Raw genomic sequence first — 535 nt, 5'->3', positions numbered from 1 at the left:
GTTTTGCAATGGATCGATAAACACCATGGTGTTGTCCAGCAACTGCTGAGTCTTCTCACGCTGGTCATGCAGTAAATGATAAGCCGTCATCATAGCCGCTTCGGGCGAGGAGATTTCATTGCCGTGAACGCCATAGGACAGCCAGATGCTACCGGGCAATTGGTCAATTAACTGCTCGGCGTCATCGCTGTCGGTTTTACGCGGGTCAGCCAAGGACTGCATTCCCTGCATGAAGCCGTCAAAGTCGGCCATGTTCCTTTCACTGGAAATAACCGCATAATAAAGCGTGCGTCCTTCCCAGCTTTTGCCGTACTCCAGCAGTTTCACCTGTTTCGGATAGGCCTGCTTCAGTGCTTCAAAGTATCGGCTCATATCCGCCGGGCTGGTAATTTTGGTACCCATTGGGTAACCCAGAACCTGCTCGACGGTCACTTCGGAGTCGCTGTAACTGGCTTCAGGGAGTAAGGAGCTTTCGCCGGACAACTGCTGTGCATGGGTGGGTATCACGAACCACGAGGCGGCTACCAGCGCCGCT

At 53.5% G+C, this 535-nt stretch carries 1 protein-coding gene; it reads right to left on the bottom strand.

Annotated elements, in window-relative coordinates:
• Window positions 1–535: M14 family zinc carboxypeptidase (locus B3180_RS11215; protein ID WP_286844561.1), on the bottom strand; the 535-nt coding region annotated here is incomplete at both ends.

Source organism: Idiomarina sp. UBA4206, from assembly GCF_002383015.1.
GTDB lineage: Bacteria > Pseudomonadota > Gammaproteobacteria > Enterobacterales > Alteromonadaceae > Idiomarina > Idiomarina abyssalis.
This window is presented reverse-complemented; position numbering and strand designations above follow the sequence as displayed.